The following is a 17,021-nucleotide window of genomic DNA, read 5'->3' on the forward strand; positions in this document are numbered from 1 at the left end:
GCTACTGTTTACTCACCGGCTTTTCGTTTGCCAGCTTCCTCAAAGCCTCCTGTACTTCCGGCGCACTCATAAATAGATTCCATACCAGGCCCGAGCGATAGTTTTCTATCATCACCGTTACCGGCGCCTGGTTAAGGCCCATGAATATTTCTGAGCACCAGTTATTATCCAGGCTAAAAGCATCTTTAAAGCCATAATTACCCCATAAAAACTTACCATAGTTACGGTAATAATTTTTTAGCGCCACCATAGATTCGGCAGGCGTATAAGGAAACGAGGCCAATGCACCGGTAGCGGTAAGTTTGCCTTTATCCGCATGCGGTACGGGTTCATCCGCGGCATAATTGTGCGGGCCATCACTGGCCGTTAAACCCCATGCTTCCGGGCCATAACCGTTATGATTTTGCGGGTTAGCCACACAGTACCTGTAGTTGATTAAAGCGATGTTTTTATTGTTCCCGAAATAGTTGGTATAAGCATCTGAAAACGTATGCGGGTTAAGCCCCATAAAGGAATAGTGCACAAAGAAGAGCGGCCCGCCGTTAGATACGCCCACCTTTAACGGAATACCAAAATAAGTGTTGCCATTGGTATAGTGAGAGCCATCTTCTGTTTGCCCCCATGCACTGCGGTATTGCTGTGCTTTTTCTTCCTGGCTGGCCCAGCCTGTGTAATACATAGAAGCAGGTACGCCATGTGTTGAAGAGGCAATGGCAAGAAAATAGGTTATCAACGTTTCATTCCATCCAATGAGGTTGTGGTTGATGATCCATTCCTTATCCGGCGACCAGTGCCAGAACAAATATTTACTGTCTTTTTCCTTACGGTACCAATCCCATTCAACGCCGTTCCATACTTTATTAATACGTTGCCTGATGGTGGCTTCTGCCTTTGTATTGCGGTTGAAATATTGCCGGGCCACCAGCAAACCCTGCATTAAAAAAGAAGTTTCCACCAGGTCGCCGCCATTGTCGTTATCGCCGAAAAACGGAACTACTTTGCCGGTATTGCCGTCTATAAAATGCGGAAAAGCGCCATGAAATTTTTCCGCTTTTTCCAGGAAGAGGGTAATCCTGTCAAACCGGTTTATCAACTGCTCACGTGTAATAAATTTCCTTTCCGCCCCTGCAATCAATGCCATCATGCCAAACCCTGAAGCGCCTGCGGCTATCATGTTACTGCGGCCGGGGATATCTTCCAATGCAAGGCCACTGTTGGGTTCCGCGCCATCCCAATAGTAACGGAAGTTGGCTTCCTGCACCATACTGAGTAGTGCGGAATCTGACATGGGGTGCGTGCTGGCAGAAACCATGTTGGATAAAGCTGATTCATGATAATTCTCATCCAGCAGGCTTATGCGGTAGAAAAATTTTTTGCCGGTAGTATCTGTGTAATCCGCGTAGCTGTTAAAATAAGTTGGTTGCACTGCTACAGGATAAAAAATTTTTCCGTTGCCAGAGCGGTATAGTTTAACATACTTTGCACCATTTTGGACAACGGGTTTCCAGGCAATATCCACATGCTTTTCATAAGCTTTAGCCTGTACAATTACAGGTACCGGTAAAACTTTTGCAATAGCATCTGCCGGTAAAAGCTCTACCTGGTCTATGTATATTTTATGCTCTTGCCCATCATTACCGGCCTGCCTGAAAATAATTTGCTGAATGGCCCTGGCATCCGCACTAAGTTCTGCCAGCGGTATTTTTACAGCCCGCCATTTGCCGGCTTGAGCAGATGCGACAAAATCTCCCAATGCAAGGAAGGATGAACTGTCTTTTTCATTTTGCACCACCGCTATTTGTGGCAACCCGGTTTTACCTGTTTGCGGTGTTGCTATGTATAGCCAGAAAACCAGTTGTGTTGCATCAGTAAAATTATCAACGCCCCTTAACTCTCTATATTGTAAGGCTGCCTGCCAGTTGCCATCCGTGGCGGAAACGTAATGCAACTCCAATGCATTGCCGGGGGTAAAGTATTGCCCGGTTGACACCGGCAGTTTTTGCCGCACATTTTTTATCCATGACTTACCGCTGTAACCTGCCGAACTGTAATAATAGCTGCCGGCCATGGGGCTGTTTACAAAGAATGCTTTATCGTACCGGCGCTCCTGCGCATGCAGAAGCGTGTATGTTAAAAGGAAAGCAAGCAATAGTTTGTTCTTCATGGTTATTTTATTTATTAAACTTCTTTGGGTTTAATTTTAATAAAGTCAGAGACTTGATGCATAAGGCTGCGAAGTCTGGAGACTTCGCAGAGCGCTTCTTATGTAAGTGTTTATGATACCAACTGAATAGCCTTGTGGCATCTTCGTTGCGTCGCAATCCGTTCATCGGTTGGTTCTTTGGGCGGCTTTTCAGACCCGGATAGCGCTGGTGCGTGGAGACACGCACCAGGGAAACGGGAGACACGTACCTGGGATTGGAGCAGTTTCTGCCGCCTCCGGCGCCAGAAACGTTGCCGGCAACGGGTTAGAACGCTATTGAGGCTTAGAATTGTAATATTCCAAAACATGGAATTTTGAATAGAAAAACATTGATATGCTGGTGCGTGAAGACACGCACCAGGGGTTGGTTTCCCAATTGCTTTTACATTGAACTTTGAACACAAGAACATTGAACAATCAAAGCCTGTTACCCAATGCCGCGTAGAGAACAGAACGTACAAGTGAGTGACACAACGGAAGCCTCATAGTAGTTCCTGCTGCCGGGCCCTTAAGAAAATTCATTGGTCAACAAGACAGAAAGTCAAAGAGCAAAAAATAAGTAACCGGGTAATATTAGAATGCCGCTCTGCATTTACTGTTTGTAATACTTGCTTTCAAAGCCCAGGCGTTTAAGGCCGTTCTGTATATCGGGTATGCTCATAAAAAGCTTCCATAACAAGCCTGTACGATAGTTTTCCATCATCACAATGATAGGCCCCTGGTCTATGGCCAGGTGTGATTTGGCGTACCAGTTCTGCGACTCGTTGAAACCATCCACAAAGCCGTATTCGCTCCATATCTTATCTCCCAGATCATCGTAAAAATGGCGGAGGGCCTTCATGGAATATTCCGGTGTATATGGAAAGGCAGACAGCGCCGCGGTTGGTGCAATAGTACCGCCGTCGTTATCGGGCGAATAGGCGTTGTAGCCGTTGTATGTATCGCCTGCGGTTAGTCCCCAGCAGTTTTCGCCATAACCTTTATAATGATTGGGATTGGCCACACAATGTTTGTAATTAATGAGTGTGTGGTTATAATTCTGCTGCCAGTAATCGGCGTAACGGTCTTTTAATCCGTTCGGGTCAAGCCCCAGGAAAGAGTAATGCGTGAAGAACAGCGGCCCGCCATAATCGAAACCCAAGGGTAGCTTAACACCATAAAACTCCTTGCCATTTTTAAAGTGGCTGCTTTCTGCCCAGCACTGGTGGTACACCCTCGGATTAATAGGGTAGCGCGGCGCAGATGCGGCCAGTATGTAAGTGATGAGTGTTTCGTTCCAGCCACGCAATTCAAAGTTCATGGCCCAATCGTAGTTGGGGCTCCAGTGCCAGTAAAGCAAGTCCATATTGCCGCGGGTATGCCAGTTGAAATCAGCCTCTTCCCATAGCCAACCGATGCGGTTGCGCAGCTCCCGCTCTACGGGGTTATCCGCGGTAAAGTATTGCCTTACGCAAAGAAGGCCCTGGAAGAGGAAAGAGCTTTCCACCAGGTCGGCAGCATCATCCCTGCGGCTGAAAGGGATGGTTTTGCCTGTGGCGCCATCCATCCAATGCGGAAATATACCATGATAAGCCTGCGCCTTTAGCAGGAAATTGACCATTTTAAGCAACCTTGCCGACACGGAATCACGTGGTACCCATTTGCGTTCGGCAGCAACAATCATGGCCATTACGCCAAAGCCGGTGCCGCCGGTAGTTACCACTTCATCGCCATAATCGTAAGACCGGTTGCTGCGCTCACGGGCCATACCACTTACGGGGTGTCCAAACTCCCAGAAATAGCGAAAGGTTTGTTTTTGCACCAGCTCCATCAGGGCGGTGTCGGAAAGATTTTTGGGACGGTTGAGGGGGTTGAAGGGGGAGGTATTTTGGGCTTGCACATGGAAATTTATTGACGCAATGCAGCACAGACACAAAAGAAAACTCCGTTTCATTAAATAAGTTTTTACGGTTAACCAAATACAAACTAAAGAGGCATGAGCTATTGTTTCGCCGGGGCATAAAACAAAAGCGGCTCATTGTTACGGGCGACAAGTAAAATGTTCCCTTTGCCTTTATGCAGCCATTTTATATCCCGCACCTGGCCTTTAACAGATAAGAGATCAGGCTGCCTTATATAAGTGACCTTATTGCTTAAAAATTTAAAGAGTGCCAGAGGCTGGGCATCATAGCGGCCTTCATATGGTATTACATCGAAAAAATTACCACCGGCTAAGTAAGCTTCTCCACTACCAGTTAAAGGCAGTTTTTGAAAAGAAAATACCGGAGCAAGCTGAAGGTGCGCTGGTAAATCATTGATTGCAAACCCGCCTTTTCCATCACCATAACAAACAGCAGAGCCGAGTCTTTCTGCTATCATGGGCTTAATGGTATCTATCCATCCATAAAATACATCCTTCATTGGCACACCAGCATACTCGGCATATAAGAGATAATGCTTTTTCAATTGAGGCAAGGGGCGTTCCACCTCGTCTTTCGCCAAAAAAGGATATTCCTTTCCATCAATTGTATATGCCACTAATTGATCTGCCATCCCATTTTTGTTGTAATCGGAAACATACATTTTCAATGGGCCGTTTTTGCCGCTCCAAAATTTATTGTTGTGCCCCCAGTTTCCGGCGAGAATGTCTGGCTTTCCATCTTTATTTACATCGTCAACAAAAACAGATTGCCAAAGACCTGTTGAATTGGGAATTTCTTGTTTTGTAAAAGCAGACTTATTGTTAATAAAAATTGTCAGGGGCATCCATTCACCTGTTACTACTAAATCCTGCCAGCCATCATTGTTTATATCCGCAAAGGCTGAAGCAGTAACCATACCAATTTCCCTGAGATTTATCTTACCTGGACCGGCCAAACTGAACTTTCCTTGCCCGTTATTCAGAAACAAAAATGAAGTTTGTGGATAGCCATAAGCCACAGGGTCGGCAAGGGTGCCAATAAACAAATCATTGTCGCCATCTTTATCAACATCAGCAGCAGATACACAGGATTTACTAGCGTACATAGCAGGTAAAGCTTCCATACTGCGTTTAAAGTGTCCTTTACCATCATTTAAGTACAGCCTGTCTAATAAACCTGGGTTGTTGCCCTTTAGTTCATTACCACCACTTACAACATATAAGTCTTTGTAATTGTCCCCGTTAGCATCAAAAAAAAGAGCATCCACATCTTCGCACCCCGCGTCCGGATTGAAAATGGCTGTATCTGAAGCAAGAAAGTTTCCGGATAGCTGCTGAACCATTAAGGCGCCGGCCTGGCCTTTTGCGCCGCAGGCATAAAAATCGTCCAGCCCGTCTCCATTAATGTCCGCGACAGCTATTTTTGGGCCACGTGTTGACTGTGCATGGGGTATGAGGTATTGTACATTAAAGTCGTCAAAGCCATCTTCTTTGTGCCGCCAGTTACAGGTGATTGAATCTGTTTTGTCAAGAACAAGCGGCAGTTGTTCCTTAAACCAACTACTGTAAACAAATATGCCGGCTGCATTTTTCTGCGACACCTGTAACAATTGATTGGCTTTTACATTCCTGATAGTCTCACAGCGCTGATTTGGCCACACGATAAGTACGCTGTCCAGCATACCCGCAGAATCAAGGCCAAAGTGAAGGCGTGTATCGCAGGAGGATTGAAACCCCCTTGTAAGCATTAGCTGCTGGTATTGCATTTTATCGCCGGAAAACAGATAGGCTTTTGCACCGATACTGTTTGTATTGAGCCCATCGCCCTTAAAAAGGATAGAGAGATAATTTTTTTGGGGAGCATTATTTTTCAATACAACGGCAGGGGCATCAATACAATTGATAACAAGGTCTAATCTGCCATCATTATCAAGGTCTGCATAAGCTGCTCCGTTATAATAACCCTTCATTTTACCTGTTCCCCAGGCATCACTTACATCTTTGAAAGATAAATTGCCATCGCCTTTAAACAGGAATGGGTGCGAACTTCCATCGGGCATTTTTTCAAGTGCCTGGTCATCAAACTTATCAGTTTGATTTAATGCCTGGTGAACCGCGATATTTGAAACAAAACGGATATAGTCCAAATCAACAGGCCGCTTTACGATGCCGCTGGAAATAAATAAATCTTTGTTGCCATCATTATCAAAATCAGCAAACAATGGAGCCCAACTCCAGTCAGTGGCAGATACGCCGCTTAGCAACGCCGTTTCGCTAAAACTATTTCCGCTACCATTATTTTGCTGTAAACAGTTTTTTGAGTACTGGTACTGGTAACCATTATTTACCAGCTTTACACGGTATATGTCCGGATTTTCATCACTTCCGTATGTCTTCAATGTTTTTTCATCAGGAGGAAGCATGTCTACCGTAACAATATCCAACTGTCCGTCATTATTATAATCAGCGGCATCATTGCCCATACTAAACCTGCTGTAATGGTTAAAATGTTTGGCTCCACTTTCGGTAAAAGTACCATTGCCGTTATTGAGGTAATAGTAATCATTCTCATGAAAATCATTCCCTACATATACATCTTCCCATCCATCGTTGTTAAAGTCAGCTATTGATAAGCCAAGACCATAACCGAGGCTGCTTTGGTAAAGACCAGCAAAAGAAGAAACGTCCGAAAACTTTTTCTCAGCCGTATTCATATCATTTCTGAAAAGTCTGTCGCCGGCATTAGGATCATATTTACGACGCATGCCTGTATCAGGAATATTTTCGTTACGGGCGTGAGATTGGTTAAGCAGGTAACAGTCTAAATCTCCGTCATGATCATAATCAAAGAAGGCGGCTTGTGTACTGAAACCTGAAAAATCAAGCCCGTAGGTTGCTGCACTTTCTGTAAACGTGCCATTTTTATTGTTTATGTATAACTGATTTTTTCCCTTAAGACCAAAGCTGTTGCTTACAGCACAAACATAAATGTCAAGATATCCATCACCGTTTACATCTGCCATGGTAACACCGCTGCACCAATCTGCAATTCCCTTTACACCAGCTTTTTCAGTAATATCCTCAAACTTAAAATCTCCCTTATTTAGATAAAGTTTATTAGCGCCATTGCTATTGGCTGAAAAATATATATCGGTTAAACCATCGTTATTGATATCTCCAATGGCAACACCACCGCCATTGTAGTAATAGAGGTAATACAGTATGCCGAAAACCTTGTGCTTTTCAAGCTTGTTCGCAAACTGAATGTTTGTATGGGATGAGGGCAGTATTTCAAAAACCGTATCCTCGCTTCTGCAAGACAAAAAGCCGATGATTACCAGGATAAGATACGTTCTATACGATTTCATTGTAAATTAATTGTTTTCCATTTCAAGTTAGGCAATACCGAAGTGGAACCATTTTATTGTTTTTGAAACTCCTGAATCCTGCAAAGAAGATGCTGTATTAGTTTCCAGCTAACGATAACGATCTAACCAATACAAAGGGCTGCGCTTGCGGCAGCCCTTTGTAAATTGATTGATTAATAACACTATCAATAATCCGGGTTTTGAATCAATACACCGCTGGATGCGTCTACTTGTCCTTGCGGCAACGGGTAGTACCTGTTTTTGTGTACATATCCACGTGATTTTAAAACAGAATCTGCAATACCCCAGCGAACCAGGTCGAAAAACCGTTCGCCTTCCATAGCTAATTCTACGTGACGCTCTTTCTGAATAATAGCCCTCATATCAGCCTGGCTACCAGCGGTAACATCCGGTAATACGCTACTGTTACCGCCATTGCTTTTTCTTGCCCTGTCCCTGATAACGTTAATCCATTTAACGGCTGTAGCAACATCGCCTAATTCGTTTGAAGCTTCCGCCGCCATTAATAACACATCTGCATATCTCAATATCCTGTGGTTTACCCAACCACCAGATTGATCCCCCGTAGCTTCACGCATCGTCGGGTTAGTATATATCTTCTTGTTCCAGTATGGCTGGGGAAAGTCGTTTGCATTGTATGCTGGTAAAGTTTTGCCGTAAATTCCATCAGACTGTCCACTAAACAAAACAGTGGCATTTTTCCTGGGATCGCCGGTTTCGTAAGAGTTAACCAACTCTTCTGTAGGCGCATTCCAGCCCCAACCTAAATTCCACTCTCCAGATCCCCTGGTTCCCTGGCTGCCTGCAAAATTCCAAAGAGCGCCAACGCCGCCATCGCCAGCGGCCAAGGTAGCCTGAATTTCAAAAATGGATTCATTTCCGTTTTCTCCATTTTCACTGAAAATGTAAAAATAATCGGTTTCCAACCCATACTTACCCGAGTTGATTACGGCGTTACAAAGCGCTAAAGCATCCGCCCATCTTTGCCTGTATAGTAATGATTTGGCATGTAATGTCATAGCTGCATACTTCGTAAGACGGCCAGGATATTTATTGCCCCAGTCATCCGGAAGCTTTTGTTCAGCTTCAGTTAAATCCGCATCAATTTGCGTATAAATCTGCTCTTGAGTAGATTTTGGAATGTTAGACTGCGAGGCGCTATAAGACCGGAAATTAATTAAAGGCACCTGTCCGTAAGTTCTTACCAGGTCAAAGAATACATATGCCCGGAAAAACTTTGCTTCGCCCATATTAATAACTGATCTTTCATCGTTTTGCTGAAGCGAGTCGCCAATCTGGATCATTTTGTTTACATCTCCGAGAAAACCAAAATGATCCGCCCAATACTGGTCATTTGACCAGTGGCTTTTGGTGTAATTGAAATCATCAAAGATAGATCCCCAATCAGAGCCATCACCGCTACTACTACCCTTACGGGAGTCATCATCCCTGAAGCTGTGAAATGCAAGCCAGGGGATGGTATTAAAACCATTACTATAGGTGCCCCGCAAGCCTGAATAGAGGCCCAATGCCTGGCCTTCCAGGCCGCCGCCCGGTATATCGTCAAGCGTTGCATCTAATGGTTTTCTATCCAGGAATTTATTGCATCCTGAAAAAACCAGCAGTAATGCCAATGCAAAACCGGCAAAACTCATTTTCTTAATGCTATTCATAATAATAACCTTTTAAATTTTAAAACGTAACATTAATACCAGCGGTGTAAATAGCTGGAACAGGCCCATTACCATTATCAATTCCAAAAGAAGTGGCGTTACCACCAAAATCTGGAGTATAACCATAGTTCTTTTTAAAAGTTTTCAGGTTTTGTGCACTGATAAAAATCCTGAGACTTTTTATGTGAGCCTTTTGCAACATAGCCCTGTCGAAATTGTATCCCAGCTGTACATTTCTAATCCTTACATAACTACCGCTTTCTATGCCAAAGGTGGATAAGCCTTTGCTATTTATGTTGTGATTATTGTTTACCTGCGGAACCCAATTGGATGTGCCCTCACCGTGCCAACGGTTCATCTTCCATTGTGGATAGTTGAAAGGAGCGAATGTAAGCTCCGATGTTCCCCAGTACCTATAAATTTCGTTTCCGGCCACACCCTGCAGATCAATGCCTAAATCAAAGCCTTTATAATTTAATGTTACAGAGGCCCCGTAAGTAAAATCAGGCGTAGGGTTACCAATCATCGTTCTGTCTTTGCTGTCAATTATCCCGTCAGGCTTGCCATCAGGGCCACTAATATCTTTAAACTTAAGATCGCCCGGACCATATTCGCCAAAACCGTTAACTGTTGGAGAATTGTCCACTTCGGCTTGATTTTGGTAAACACCTTCAACTATGTAACCAAAGAAGAAACCAATAGGCCTGCCAACTGCAGTTCTGTTGGGATATTGCTCATTAGCACCAGTGATACCATCAGGATCATTGGAATACAACGAAACAACGTTATTCTTGAAAGTTGTAAGATTGGTATTAACAGAAAAAGAGAAATCATTAGAAATCTGCTGTGTCCATCCAGCAGTAAATTCTAACCCTTTATTTGAAATACTGCCAATGTTGCTTAACCGGGCCGGGAAACCAAGCAATCCTGGCTGAATGGCCAACAGGTCTTTTGTAAGTTTATTATAGTAAGCAGCCTCAACATGCAGACGGTTCTTTAAAGCTGTAAACTCTACACCAATCTCTTTTGCATGCACGGTTTCCCAACGCAGATTTTCATCAGGAACATAAGAGGCCGCGTAAGCTGGGTAAATTGTGTTTCCAAAAACCGCACTGCTTGCCTGAAGCGGTGCATAAGAAGGATAGGGGTTACTTGTACCATCATTATATGTTGTACTCTGGTTACCCAATACGCCCATTGATGCTTTTAACTTCAGGAAATCGAAGAAATGTTGGCTTTGCATGAAATTTTCCTTAGTTAACTCCCATGCTGCGCCAACAGCCCAAAAGTTTTGCCTCGGATTGTTTTTAAAGCCGCTTGTACCGTCATTCCTGAATGAAGCGTTCAGCAGGTATTTGCCTTTGTAGTTGTATAACATACGGGCCAGCCACGATGCCGTAGTTCTTTCAAATTGTGTTGATGACGCCCTTACAGTACTTTGATCAACAAGTGCATTATTGATATACCACATCCTTTTTTCATTAGGGATTGGGTCGCCAGTGCTGCTTTGTTTTCCCGTTGCTGTTAATGTGTATTGGGACTCGTAATATATGGTAGTACCACCCGTAAGTGTTAACCCATGATCGCCAAAATCTTTCCTGTAGGTAAGGATGTTATCCTGCTGCCATTTGTAGGTGCGGTAATCCCCAATATTAAGGCTGGTTAAATTATAGTTGGGGTTTATAGTAATTGAATCATTTAATGTTGGCAAATAATACCTGAGGATGGGCGAGTAGCTTGTTTTGTTACCATTCGTAATATCGCCATAGCCTGTAGCCCTGAATGTAAAGCTCTTTAAAAAGTTTACCTCGGCAAATACACTGGCCACTGTCCTGAATTCTTTCTGGAAATTCTTATCATAAGTACTTTCCAGCAGCATCAGAGGATTGGTGATTTGTGCACTTTGGAAACCAGGCAATATAGAATAAACGCCATTTATAGTAGCTGTTGAGGCAACAGGAGATACACGGCGTGCATCTGTTAGCAAATTACTGTAGGAATTTGTTGGGGTTAAATAAGGTATATCCTGCCAGATACCATTTACATTAAAACCAACTTTAAAAGCCTTGCTAACTTTATACTCATCACTTAATGTAAGCAATATCTTCTTCAGGCGTTCGTGCCTTACCATGCCCTGGTCATTTATATAACCAGCATTCATGTAAAACCTGTTTTTTTCAGAGCTTGCTGTTACACTGATGTTATTTGTATTAAAAACCCCTTTCTGAGATAATGCCTCAATCCAATCTGTATTACCGTTCCAGTCGGAGAAATCAAATGGTACATCTCCCTGGTTTTGCAATTGCTCGTTATAGAGTAGTTTAAACTCTTCTGCATTAGTAAGCTTTATCTTATCAACCAGCCTCTTGGTACCGTAAGTTGAGTTAAAGTTCACCAGCATTTGCCCTGCTTTTGCTTTTTTAGTGGTAATTACTATTGCACCTGCAGCGCCTCTTACGCCAAATATGGCCAGCGAGGATGGGTCTTTAAGAATCTCAATGGATTCTATATCGTTGGGGTTGATGAAATCTATATTATCATTTAATATACCATCCACTACATACACAGGCCTTACAGAGCCGATACTGATGGTACCCCTTATGCGTATGTCAGGCTGGGCGCCGGGCGTTCCGCTATTTACTACCGATACACCGGCTACCTTACCCTGTAAAGAAGCCACAGGGTTAGGATTGGGTTTATCAGCGATATCTTTACCGGCAACCCTTGCAATAGATCCCGTCAAATCTCTCTTATTGGCTGTACCATACCCTATTACTACTACATCTGTTAGGGTGGCATTGGCATCCTTAAGGCTTACATTTATCTGCGTTTGGCTGCCTACCCTTATTTCCTGTGTTTCAAAGCCCACATAGGAAATAACCAGCACATCATCGCTCTCTGCATTGATAGAAAACTTTCCTTCATTATTGGTGGTGGTTCCGCGGGAAGTACCTTTTACCTGTACAGAAACACCCGCCATTGCGGAGCCATTTTCACCGGTAACCGTTCCCGTTACCACGGCCTTTACCGATTCCGGCGAGCCGTACACCTGGCCTTCTCCTTTTATTACTATCAGGTTATTGTCCATAAACTGGTAGGAAAGGCTGGTATTTTGAAACAGCGTTTGCAGTACCTGGCTTATTTCGGCATCCGCTACACTTAAAGAAGTTTTTTGTTTGAGTGCAGTTAAGTCGTTGTTGTAGAGAAACCGGTAGCCGGATTTTTTCTCAATAGCGGAAAGTATATTGGATATTTCCGCATTGCTCATGTTAATCGTAATCTTTTTCTGGCCACGCTCTTTGGCTGATACGTTTAAAGTAAACAGCAGCAGAAAAATGGCCGTCAGTTTCATAACAAGCAGTTTGTAAGAAAACGATTTTTTAAAAACCGTTTGAAAACATTTCATACTATAGAAATTGTGGGTTATAAAATCCAACCTTTCAGGCTGGCTTGTTTTAGTTTGTTATAGTGCGCAATTGCTGAACAGGGCCGTACGTAATGCCTGGCGAATAGAACTACTGCAGTACAAGAGTGCGACGCAAGGGACGCTTCATAGTAATTACTGCCGCCGGGCCCATACATATTCCTCCGTTTAGCTTGCGGGTATAACCTTCCGTTTACCCCGGAGAATAATACCCTGTTTTATTTAGGGTGCAGTTTACTTTGGTGAACTAATAAATACTTCATGGGCATGTATTTTAAAATTGAAGGGCACAGCCGCTTTTAACGCCGTAAAAGCCTGCTCCACGGTTTCGTTTTCAAAAGAGCCATTAAAATTTAACTGGCGCACTTTACTGTCTTCAAAAACAATTTTTATGTTGTACCAGCGCTCCAGCTTTTGTGCAAGCGCCTCAAAATTTTCTCCCCTGAATGCCAGCCTGTTATACAGCCATGCTGTTTCAATAAGGTCTGTGCCGCTAAGGGTGGTATCTAAATGTGTAACCTGGTAAGGGGGCAAAGGCTGTTTTGCCGTTGCCTGGGCCGGCAGGTTTTGCTCAACGCCCACTGATTTTTCAACAACCAGTTTTTCGTTGGGGTGCAGAAAAATGGGCGCCCGGCCAGGGTCGTTCTGCCGGGTAACCTGTACAAGGCCGTGAATAAGCGTTGTTTCCACCGTTTTATCGGCAGGGTACGCCTTAACGTTAAAAGCGGTGCCCAGCACTTTTATGCTGATGCCGCCGGTGTGGACAATAAAGGGCTTGGCAGGGTTTTTAACTACATCAAAATAGGCCTCACCTTCCAGCTTTACCTCCCGCAGCGGCCCGGAAAAATCGCCTGTAAAGGTTACCGACGAGCCGGCATTAACCCAAACGGTGGAGCCATCCGGCAATATGCTGCGGGTACGGCTGCCGTTTTGTACCGCTATTTTCTGGGGGGCTGTTTCTGCGGCAGCCAATGGTTGGCGGGTACCTGCTTTCCAGTAAAAAACAAACGCCCATACCGCTGCAAGCACCAGGCTAACTGCCGATACGCGTTTCAACAACCGCCTGCGCCTTTGTTTGGGGGATATATAAACAGGCTCGTCTTCCATTTCTTCAGATTGCTTTTTTTTTGCTATCTGAAGAATGCGGGCTACATGCAGGCGGTCTTCCTCGCTTACTTCTTCTTCCGCATGCGGCTGGGTATCCGGCGCCCATAACCGGCTTATAATATCATATTGTTGCTGTAACTGTGGATTTTTACTGAGGTGTTGTACTAATTCAGCATGCTCGTCAGGGGTTATTTCCCTGCTAAGACCCCTGGCCATCAATACCCATAAACTGTTAGAAGGTTCCATTAGCGGCAAGCTGTTCTATTGGCTAAGGACAGGCATTTGTGAAAGTTCTACTAAAGCTTTGTGAAGATTTTTTAAAAATTTTAATGTTAATGCATTCCTGGCAGCTCGTTTCTCTTTTAATTCCATCACCGCCCCGTTCTCTTAACTCATTATCATGTTATCGAACTATTAAGTTTTATGGTTAGCTTTAAAGCTAACTTTTTTGCAAACATGCCCTTTTTCAGGAAAAACCCCATAACCAGCCTGGCAGCTATTGCTGGCTGTATAACGCTCCTGGTTTTGCCCGGACTTTTTGCCCTTAATAAAAGAGAGTCTCACCAGCCTTTTTTTTATAATGCCGCCCAGCTAATCACTTCCTTTTTATTCATGCTGCTGCCGGCTGCCCTGTTTTACCGTAACATTAAGCTTTACCTGTACCTGTTGCTTATACTCATAATACCCTCCACACTATTTATTTTTTCTATCTATTATTTTGATGTGTGGCCCGGGTTTGAAATGGTGGTACTCTCGCTGCAAACCAACCTTACAGAAGTTCGGGAAATTGGCGCAGGTTACGTTAAATGGTACCTGCCGTTAACCATAGTGTATGTGGTGCTGTACCTGTTGTGTGTAAAAGCGCTGCCTTTTAAAAGAATTTCTTTGTTTGCGGCCATCAGCATTTCTGTTTTAAGCTGCCTGGTTATTGGCTGGAAGCTGCGTTTTGAGAAGCATTTATACAAATTCAATAACTACGACCTGCTTAACCGCTATTACCCGGCCAGCGTAGCCAGCGGCATTGCGCAGGCATACAGCATACTTAAGAAAAATAACCTGTCTGCCGCCGGCAACTTTTCTTTTGGCGCTTACAAAAAAGACAGCCTTCCACACAGGCAGATATACCTGTTTATTATTGGGGAAGCTTCCCGCTACGACAGGTGGCAGGTAAACGGTTATGATTCTGTTACATCTCCCAGGCTGGCGGTAAGGGAGGGCCTGCTTTCTTTTCCCGATGTTATCTCGGGCTCTAACCTTACCTGGATGTCGGTTCCGCAAATGATTACCCGTGCCACACCCGATAATATTGACCTGCAGTTTAAAGAAAAAAGCATCATCACCGCTTTTAAAGAAGCCGGATTCAGAACGGCCTGGCTAAGCAACCAATCTGATAAAGAAATATTCTGGGGCGGCACCATTAACCTGCATGCCAAAACCGCTGATGCTGCTGTTTTCTCTCCAACCCAGTCTCCTAACTTTGAACTGGAAGATTACTACGACGAACGGCTGCTGCCCCTGCTGGACAGCATCATCAATATAGACAACCGCGACCTTTTTATTGTACTGCACACCATGGGCAACCATTGGGATTATGCCCGCCGCTACCCGGAAGATTTTGATTATTACCAACCTTCCGGCTACACTACTTCCATTAACCCGCCTGATATGAGCAGCAGGCTGGCCATCAGTAATTCTTACGACAACAGTATTTTATACGCGGATTATGTGATTGACAGTGCTATTGATATTATAAACCGCCACAATGCTTTGTCTTATGTTATGTACCTGTCTGACCACGGAGATGACTTGTTCGATGCAAGTGAAGAGCAAATTGACTTTCATTTAAAGGCTTCTCCCATCACCCTGCATGTTCCCCTGTTTTTATGGACGTCGCCCCTGTATAACCAGGTGCATGGCTTCAAAACAGCCCAGCTTGCTCAAAACCGGGATAAAAAGATTGGCTCAGAAAACACTTTCTTTTCGTTGCTTGACCTTGCCAATATTGATTTTAAAGGAAATGACCTTACCAAAAGCATAGCCTCGCCATCTTTTTCCGGCAGCATCCAGAAGTTTTTTGATAATGATGACAGGAAGGCCTATTACTACAAAGACCTGCTGGAGTAAGCAGGTCTTTGTAACGACTTTGTTTTATTGCAACTAAGTTTTTACCCGGGAATACGCGAAATGTATTTTTCAATTTCCTTAATCTGGTCAACCACCTGTTTGGTTTTGGGGTTAAGCGCCTTGGCCTTTCTGAAAAAGTCTTTGGCAGCACGAAACTCCCGTTTATTCATAAATATCTGGCACATGCTTAAATACGCAACAGCTTCGCTTTCTTTATCGGGAATGCCTGCACGGATAGCTGCACGTATATAACTTTCGCCCTGCTTAAAATCACCTTTCTGCAGGCTCATCATGCCCAGTTGCAGCTTATTGGCGCCTTCGGCCTCCGGCATGGGCGAGCCAAGTTCAGAGCTTTTCTTTAAATGCTTTTCCGCCGTCTCAAAATCCTGTTCCATCATGGCCAGGTTACCCTTAATGGTAAAATAGGTAGAGCGTATAGGTTTGTACAGCAGGTTAGGAAACCAAATGGTATCCAGAATTTTTTTTACTTCCTCCACATTGCCTTGCTCCATGGGTTCCTGTATCAGGCGCAGCGGGCCAATAAAAAAATGGCTGAAAAGGCCTATCACGCCCAAAAAGTACAGCGGAAATGCCGGCCAGAAACCGGCGGTACCGGTAACATTCAATAGAATAGCCGCCACCAACGCAACAATACTTAACCAGAAACGATACTTGATAACAAGGTTGTAAAACTTCATACCCACGTTTTAAGAGCGGCAAAAATAGGGAAGTTTAAGGGTGTTTTGGTTAACACGCTTTCTTATAGTATTCAACATAGCGCAGATAACATAAACTGGAGAGTTTTTGTTTTTGCAAAACAAAAAGGCAGCGAAAGGTTTTTTGGGCCCGGCAGGAGGGATTACTATGAAGCATCGTTGCGTCGCACTCTTGTACGCCTTGTTCGCTATGCGGCAACGTGCAAAAGGCGCTGACTGTTCGATGTTTTTCTGTTCAAAGTTCTATTTGCCGAATATTACAATCTATGCTTCAATAGCGTTCTAACACGTTGCCGGCAACGTTTCTGGCGCCGGAGGCGGCAGAAACCGCTCCAATACCCGGTGCGTGTCTCTCGTTTTCCTGGTGCGTGTCTCCACGCACCAGCGCTACCCGGGTTTGAAAAGCCGCCCAATGAACCAAACGATGAAAGGATTGCGACGCAACAGGCGATACCATGAAATACCGTAGCTGGTATCCAAAAAAT

8 protein-coding genes are annotated in these 17,021 nt (G+C 44.2%); 1 reads left to right on the plus strand and 7 read right to left on the minus strand.

The annotated features are described in order from the left end of the window. Position 1 precedes the first annotated feature (1 nt). From F0364_RS13265 to F0364_RS13290, 6 genes are all read right to left on the minus strand, one after another. Positions 2-2,164, minus strand: coding sequence for a glucoamylase family protein (locus tag F0364_RS13265; RefSeq protein WP_153798267.1), 2,163 nt, complete (start codon positions 2,162-2,164; stop codon positions 2-4). A 631-nt stretch (positions 2,165-2,795) separates the two neighbouring features. Next, positions 2,796-4,082: a glucoamylase family protein gene (locus F0364_RS13270; protein WP_235921098.1), complete on the minus strand. Its 1,287-nt coding sequence runs from the start codon at positions 4,080-4,082 to the stop codon at positions 2,796-2,798. Positions 4,083-4,183: 101 nt separating this feature from the next. Then, entirely contained in the window at positions 4,184-7,471 is a 3,288-nt protein-coding gene (locus F0364_RS13275) for a VCBS repeat-containing protein (protein ID WP_153798269.1), read from the minus strand. 185 nt (positions 7,472-7,656) lie between these two features. Then, positions 7,657-9,165: a RagB/SusD family nutrient uptake outer membrane protein gene (locus F0364_RS13280; RefSeq protein WP_153798270.1), complete on the minus strand. Its 1,509-nt coding sequence runs from the start codon at positions 9,163-9,165 to the stop codon at positions 7,657-7,659. 19 nt (positions 9,166-9,184) lie between these two features. After that, positions 9,185-12,517 (minus strand): TonB-dependent receptor, encoded by a 3,333-nt coding sequence (locus F0364_RS13285; RefSeq protein WP_207632660.1) that lies wholly within the window; start codon positions 12,515-12,517, stop codon positions 9,185-9,187. Positions 12,518-12,823: 306 nt separating this feature from the next. Further along, a complete protein-coding gene (locus F0364_RS13290; RefSeq protein ID WP_153798271.1) occupies positions 12,824-13,942 on the minus strand; it encodes a FecR family protein in 1,119 nt (372 codons plus the stop codon). A 210-nt stretch (positions 13,943-14,152) separates the two neighbouring features. Between F0364_RS13290 and F0364_RS13295 the strand changes: the two genes are divergently transcribed. Then, on the plus strand, positions 14,153-15,820 hold the full coding sequence (locus tag F0364_RS13295; protein ID WP_207632661.1) for a phosphoethanolamine transferase: 1,668 nt from the start codon (positions 14,153-14,155) through the stop codon (positions 15,818-15,820). A 41-nt stretch (positions 15,821-15,861) separates the two neighbouring features. On the opposite strand, the gene F0364_RS13300 is transcribed toward F0364_RS13295, so the two are convergent. Further along, on the minus strand, positions 15,862-16,518 hold the full coding sequence (locus F0364_RS13300; protein WP_153798273.1) for a tetratricopeptide repeat protein: 657 nt from the start codon (positions 16,516-16,518) through the stop codon (positions 15,862-15,864). Positions 16,519-17,021: the final 503 nt, after the last annotated feature.

The organism is Foetidibacter luteolus (genome assembly GCF_009650435.1).
GTDB lineage: Bacteria > Bacteroidota > Bacteroidia > Chitinophagales > Chitinophagaceae > Foetidibacter > Foetidibacter luteolus.

What these genes read in the sequence shown, in the direction of transcription:
- F0364_RS13265 (WP_153798267.1), bottom strand. Translation starts at nt 2,164, where the DNA reads ATGAAGAACAAACTATTGCTTGCTTTCCTTTTAACATACACGCTTCTG.
- F0364_RS13275 (WP_153798269.1), bottom strand. Translation starts at nt 7,471, where the DNA reads ATGAAATCGTATAGAACGTATCTTATCCTGGTAATCATCGGCTTTTTG.
- F0364_RS13280 (WP_153798270.1), bottom strand. Translation starts at nt 9,165, where the DNA reads ATGAATAGCATTAAGAAAATGAGTTTTGCCGGTTTTGCATTGGCATTA.
- F0364_RS13285 (WP_207632660.1), bottom strand. Translation starts at nt 12,517, where the DNA reads ATGAAACTGACGGCCATTTTTCTGCTGCTGTTTACTTTAAACGTATCA.
- F0364_RS13290 (WP_153798271.1), bottom strand. Translation starts at nt 13,942, where the DNA reads ATGGAACCTTCTAACAGTTTATGGGTATTGATGGCCAGGGGTCTTAGC.
- F0364_RS13295 (WP_207632661.1), top strand. Translation starts at nt 14,153, where the DNA reads ATGCCCTTTTTCAGGAAAAACCCCATAACCAGCCTGGCAGCTATTGCT.
- F0364_RS13300 (WP_153798273.1), bottom strand. Translation starts at nt 16,518, where the DNA reads ATGAAGTTTTACAACCTTGTTATCAAGTATCGTTTCTGGTTAAGTATT.